The 5,338-nt window shown below is 70.5% G+C and carries 6 protein-coding genes; 4 read left to right on the top strand and 2 right to left on the bottom strand.

What is annotated here, in order from left to right; translation table 11 throughout:
• From VFN12_RS08825 to VFN12_RS08810, 4 genes are all read left to right on the top strand, one after another.
• Window positions 1-687: beta-ketoacyl-ACP reductase (locus VFN12_RS08825; protein ID WP_325118274.1), on the top strand; the 687-nt coding region annotated here is incomplete at its 5' end.
• A complete protein-coding gene (fabI, locus tag VFN12_RS08820; RefSeq protein WP_325118273.1) occupies window positions 687-1,472 on the top strand; it encodes an enoyl-ACP reductase FabI in 786 nt (261 codons plus the stop codon). The genes VFN12_RS08825 and fabI, both read left to right, overlap by 1 nt.
• A 334-nt stretch (window positions 1,473-1,806) precedes the next feature.
• Window positions 1,807-2,628, top strand: a complete 822-nt coding sequence (locus VFN12_RS08815; RefSeq protein ID WP_325118272.1) for a hypothetical protein — start codon at window positions 1,807-1,809, stop codon at window positions 2,626-2,628.
• A gap of 92 nt (window positions 2,629-2,720) precedes the next feature.
• Window positions 2,721-4,409: a Mur ligase family protein gene (locus VFN12_RS08810; RefSeq protein ID WP_325118271.1), complete on the top strand. Its 1,689-nt coding sequence runs from the start codon at window positions 2,721-2,723 to the stop codon at window positions 4,407-4,409.
• Window positions 4,410-4,449: 40 nt separating this feature from the next.
• Here VFN12_RS08810 and VFN12_RS08805 read toward each other — a convergent pair whose 3' ends face one another.
• Both VFN12_RS08805 and VFN12_RS08800 read right to left on the bottom strand, forming a co-directional pair.
• A complete protein-coding gene (locus VFN12_RS08805; protein WP_325118270.1) occupies window positions 4,450-4,755 on the bottom strand; it encodes a hypothetical protein in 306 nt (101 codons plus the stop codon).
• Between the two features lie 109 nt (window positions 4,756-4,864).
• Window positions 4,865-5,338: glutamate ligase domain-containing protein (locus VFN12_RS08800; RefSeq protein WP_414690021.1), on the bottom strand; the 474-nt coding region annotated here is incomplete at its 5' end.

Below are 5,338 nucleotides of genomic sequence, written 5' to 3'. Positions count from 1 at the left end.
GTCACCGGCGGCAACCGTGGCATTGGACGGGCGATCGCGGAGGCGTTCGTCGCGGAGGGCGACAGGGTCGCGGTGACGACTCGCAGTGGCGGCGCGCCCGACGGCTGCCTCGACGTGCGCTGCGACATCACCGACGCCGACGCCGTCGAGAAGGCCTTCCAGCAGGTCGAGGAGGCGCACGGTCCGGTCGAGGTGCTCGTCGCCAACGCCGGCATCACCAAGGACACGCTGCTGCTCCGGATGAGCGAGGACGACTGGTCGTCGGTCATCGACACCAACCTCACCGGGACGTTCCGGCTCGCCAAGCGGGCCGCCAAGGGCATGCTGCGGCTCCGCCGCGGGCGGATCATCCTGATCTCCTCCGTCGTCGGCCTGCTCGGCTCGGCCGGCCAGGTCAACTACGCCGCCTCCAAGGCCGGGCTGGTCGGGATGGCCCGGTCGCTGGCCCGCGAGCTCGGCTCCCGGTCGATCACGGCGAACGTCGTCGCACCAGGGTTCATCGAGACCGACATGACCGACGTACTCACCGACGACCAGAAGGCCACGATCAAGACCCAGGTGCCGCTCGGGCGCTACGGCTCGGTGGACGAGATCGCGGGAACGGTGCTGTGGCTGACCGGCCAGGGCGCAGGCTACGTCACCGGGGCGGTCATCCCGGTCGACGGTGGACTCGGAATGGGGCACTGATGACGGACTCCAACACAGGCATCCTCGCCGGCAAGCGGATCCTCGTCGCCGGCGTCACGATGGACAGCTCCATCGGGTACGCCGTGGCCAGGACCGCCCAGGAACAGGGCGCCACGGTGCTGATCTCCAACTTCGGCCGCGCCCTGGGGATCACCCGCAGGATCGCCAAGCGGCTGCCCACCGAGCCGCCGGTCCTGGAGCTGGACGTGACCGACGAGTCCCACCTGGAGGGGCTCGAGGCCGCGGTCCGCGAGCACGTGGACGGCCTGGACGGCGTGGTCCACTCCATCGCCTTCGGCAACCCGGAGACCTTGCTGGGTGGCAAGTTCATGGGTGGCCCCTGGCCGGACGTCGCCCAGGCCCTCCAGGTCTCGGCGTACTCCCTGATGTCGCTGTCGAACGCCTGTCGCCCGCTGATGGGGGAGGGCGGCTCGATCGTCGGGATGACCTTCGACGCCACCGTCGCCTGGCCGGCCTACGACTGGATGGGGGTGGCCAAGGCCGGCCTGGAGTCGTGCTCGCGCTACCTGGCGCGTGACCTCGGTCCGGACGGGATCCGGGTGAACCTGGTCTCCGCGGGCCCGCTGAAGACCCTCGCCGCCAAGGCCATCCCCGGGTTCGAGGAGCTCGAGTCGATGTGGAGCACGCGGGCGCCGCTCGGCTGGAACGAGAAGGACCAGACCCCCACTGCCCGGGCGGTGTGCGCCCTGCTCTCCGACTTCTTCCCCGCGACCACCGGCGAGATCGTCCACGTCGACGGCGGCTACCACGCCATGGGGGCCTGAGCTCTCGGACCTGGTCAGCGGTGACCTGGGACTGCATGCCGTGGGCTGAGTCAGTCCTCATTCACCGCTGACTGCGATGTCCGCCCACAGACCGGGCCAGAAGTCGTCCCCGTGCGAGGTCCGTCGGCCTTTGTCCACATGAAGCGGGTCCGCATCCGCCCGATCTTCGCCCCGGCGGCTTCACTCGGGCGCCATGAGGCAGATCCCGACCCCGTTGATGTGCGGACCGTTCACCCGGGCCACGGCTCTCGATTGCGGAGTCAGCAAGAGCATGTTGCAGGGCAAAAGGTTTGTCCGGCTCCATCCAGGTGTCTGGCGCCACGCAGACCATGTGATGACGCACGAGGACAGGATCGAGGCGGCGCGCCTGGCCCTGCCGTCAGGTGCCCGGACTACCGGGCTCACGCGGCTCCACCAGCTGGGTCTCGACTTCGGCCCACGCCTCCCCGTGCGCTTCGTGATCCAGGGTGATCATCACCTTGCGCTCGACGGGATCTTCCTGCACCGGACCAGGCTCATGCCGCCGACGGACGAGGTGGGCGCGACTCCGACGGCGGCGTTCGTCGCAAGCTGCGCGCATCTGCGCGTCATGGATGCCATCCAGGTCGGTGACTGGTTGCTGCACCGCGGCCACATGACCCGCGAGTCGCTCCTCGAGCTCGTCGTCACGCAGCCGTGGCGCCGCGGGATCAGCGAAGCCAGCTGGGTCCTGGGGCACCTCGACGGTGACTCACGCTCGCTGAAGGAGAGCGAGACCCGCGCGCTGATCTCCTTCGCCGGCCTGCCCAGACCGAGATGCAACATCCCGATTCCGGTGACGGACACGCTCACGATCCTTGTCGACCTGTGGTTCGAGAGGTGGCGGTGCGCGCTGGAGTACGAAGGAAGCCAGCACCAGACCGATCGTGCCCAGTACGTCGCCGACATCGAGCGCTACGCCTTCATGCGGCGGGAGGAGATCGACTATCGACAGGTGACGAAGGAGGCGCTGGGAGCGCCCAGGAACCTTGTCCGCATGGTCCACCGACTTCTGGTGGACAACGGTTATGACGGACCACCGCCCGACTTCGGGCGCCTGTGGGAGCGCCTGTTCGCCCGACTCCGTGACCTCGACGAGTGCCGACGGCCCGCCGGACCCACCCGAGCGGTGAACTAGGAATCGTTTGCAGCGGCCACATCAGTCTGAGCGCACCGCCACGGGCCGGGGCCGCGGAACGTCCGGCGGGCCGCCTCGATACGGTGCGGAACGTGACTTCACTCGTCGAGCTCAGGGTGCTCGAGGGCCCCAACCTCTACTTCCCGCGCGCGGCGATCAAGCTGACGCTGGACCTCGGGTCACTCGCCTCGGCCTCCACGTCGACGGCCGAGCGGTTTGCCGGCCGGATCGGCCTGCGCAACGCCCGGCCGGGGGAGCCCGACACCGGGTTCCGGCAACGTTTCGCGGCCCGCGCGGTCGGACGGCTGGTGCGGGCGGTCGCCACCGAGTCCGGGACCTCGCGTCTCGCGGTCCGGGTCCGTCCGACCAACGACCCGCACCGCATCGTGGTGGCCTTCCCGTGGTCACACCGCCAGCGGGCCCAGGTGATGGGCCGGGCCGTCGCCGAGGTGCTCGACGCGCTCCCGCAGGGTGACGTCGAGAGCGCGGTGAGCGAGGCGGCGGAGCGGGTGAGCGCCGCGGAGCCCGGCGAGGCTCCGCGCACGATCACACCGAAGATCCCGGTGGTCGCCGTCACCGGCACGAACGGCAAGACCACCACCTCCCGCCTGATCGCCCACCTCGCCCGCACCCAGGGCAAGCTGGTCGGCTGGTCCAACACCGACGGCATCTACGTCGATGGCGAGCTGGTGGAGGCCGGTGACTACTCGGGTCCCAGCGGCGCAGGGCGGGTGCTCGCCCACGACAACGTCGAGTTCGCGGTCACCGAGACCGCCCGGGGCGGAATCCTGCTCAAGGGGATCGGACTGACCCGCAACGACGTCTCGGTCGTCACCAACGTGAGCGCGGACCACCTCGGGCTGCACGGCATCGACACCCTCGACCAGCTGGCCGAGGTCAAGGCGGTCGTCCCGAGGATCACCCGCAAGGACGGCTGGGCCGTCCTGAACGCCGACGACCCCCGGGTCTTCGCGATGCGCGGCATCATCAAGGCGAGCGCCTGGGTGTTCTCCCGCGACCCCGACTCGCCGGCGATCCGTGAGGTCCTCAGCACCGGGGGCCGGGCCACCACCGTCATCGACGGCTGGGTATCGGTCCTCGCCCCCAACGCCGACCCCGACCCGCTGGTGGAGCTGGTCGACATCCCCATGACCCTCTCCGGGCTCTCGAGGTTCAACGTCGAGAACGCCCTGGCCGCGACCTCCGCCGCCCTGGCCGTCGGGATCCCGCGCGAGGTCGTGGTGCAGGGACTGCGCACGTTCCGCAACGACGCCGAGCACAACCCCGGCCGGATGAACATGTTCACCGTCGACGCCGCCACGGTCGTGGTCGACCTGGCGCACAACGAGGCCGGCCTGGAGGCGCTGATCGAGGTGCTCAACGGCGTACGGCGTCCGGGAGCGCGGCTGCTCCTAGGCCTCGGTGCCGTGGGCGACCGGCAGGACGACCTGATCGAGAAGCTCGGGGAGATCGCCGCCCGGGACAGCGACGTGCTCGTGATCGCCCACAAGCAGCGCTACCTGCGCGGTCGGGACCTGGAGGCGCTCGACCAGCTCCTCCGGGCCGGTGCGGAGCGGGTCGGGGTCACCGACATCGAGTCCTGTCCGACGGAGGTCGACGGACTCGCCGCGCTGGTCAAGCAGGCGGAGCCGGGCGACGTCGTGGGGCTGATGTGCCACGCCGAGCGGGAGGCGGTCTATGCCTGGATCGCCGAGCACGGCGGGGTGCCCGACACGCCCGAGAAGCTGGCGGAGAAGGTTCGGCTGGCCCAGTCCCCCTGAGCCAGTCCCCCTGAGCGTGGGCCGAGCCGGACGACCGGGGTCAGGGTGCGTCGCGCGGACCCCACGTCGAGACCAGGACGGACCTGCGCTCGTTCTGTCCCGGCAGCTCGACCTCGGGCGCAGGCGGCTCGGGCCACGCCAGCGCCGCCAGGCGGATGCCGGAGCGCCACGCTCCCTTCAACGCCCGGTCGAGCTCGCAGGACCTGGACCCGCACGAACAGGAGTAGCCCACGGCCTCCTGGTCCGGCACGGGGCCCTGCCCGTCTTCGTCGGTCGGAATCGGCGAGTGTTGCCCGAGTCGCCCGTCGGCTCCGGCGACCTGGTTCCCCCAGTTCACCTCAGCCATCCGCTCACCCTGCCTCGGGCGGAGGGTCAGGTCCACCGGGTTGAACAAAGCTGAGGCAAAAACTCGCGGCCGTTCGTCACAGGCGTCACATGCGTCAATGAGCGCCGGGTCAGCCCTCGACGGGGGCCGGGGTGTAGTCCGGGTCGGCGGCCGGTGCGCCGGCACTGGCCCCGGAGCCGGCCTGCGCCTGGCTGGACCAGTTCTCGAGCTCCGACATCACCTCGGCGTGCTTGTCGACGCACACCACGACCAGGTCGCCCTTGTTGGCGCGGCTCATGGCGTGCCGTACGGCATCGATCTCGTCGAGGACCTCCTCGGCCTGTCGGCAGCGGGCCCCCGAGGCCATCGCTGCACGGACACCTTCGAGCACCAGGGCCGCGGTCTCACCGCGCTTGCGCCCCCGCAGCGACACGTCCTCCCGCACGATCAGCACGTCGAAGTGTTGGGCGGCGATCTGGCCGAGCTCGCGCATGTCCTCGTCGCGGCGGTCTCCGGCGGTGGCGATGATCCCGATCCGTGAGGGCCGGGCCATGTCGTGGCTCTCCTCCATCGAGTCGCCCACGCGGTCCACGAAGTCGCCCAG

The sequence above is a fragment of the Nocardioides sp. genome (assembly GCF_035703625.1).
In the GTDB taxonomy this organism is placed as follows: Bacteria; Actinomycetota; Actinomycetes; order Propionibacteriales; family Nocardioidaceae; genus Nocardioides.
Note: the sequence above shows the minus strand (reverse complement) of the source record. Positions and strands in the feature narration are given on the sequence as shown.

Coding starts and splice junctions, on each gene's coding strand:
- VFN12_RS08815 (WP_325118272.1), top strand. CDS start 1,807: ATGACGCACGAGGACAGGATCGAGGCGGCGCGCCTGGCCCTGCCGTCA.
- VFN12_RS08805 (WP_325118270.1), bottom strand. CDS start 4,755: ATGGCTGAGGTGAACTGGGGGAACCAGGTCGCCGGAGCCGACGGGCGA.
- fabI (WP_325118273.1), top strand. CDS start 687: ATGACGGACTCCAACACAGGCATCCTCGCCGGCAAGCGGATCCTCGTC.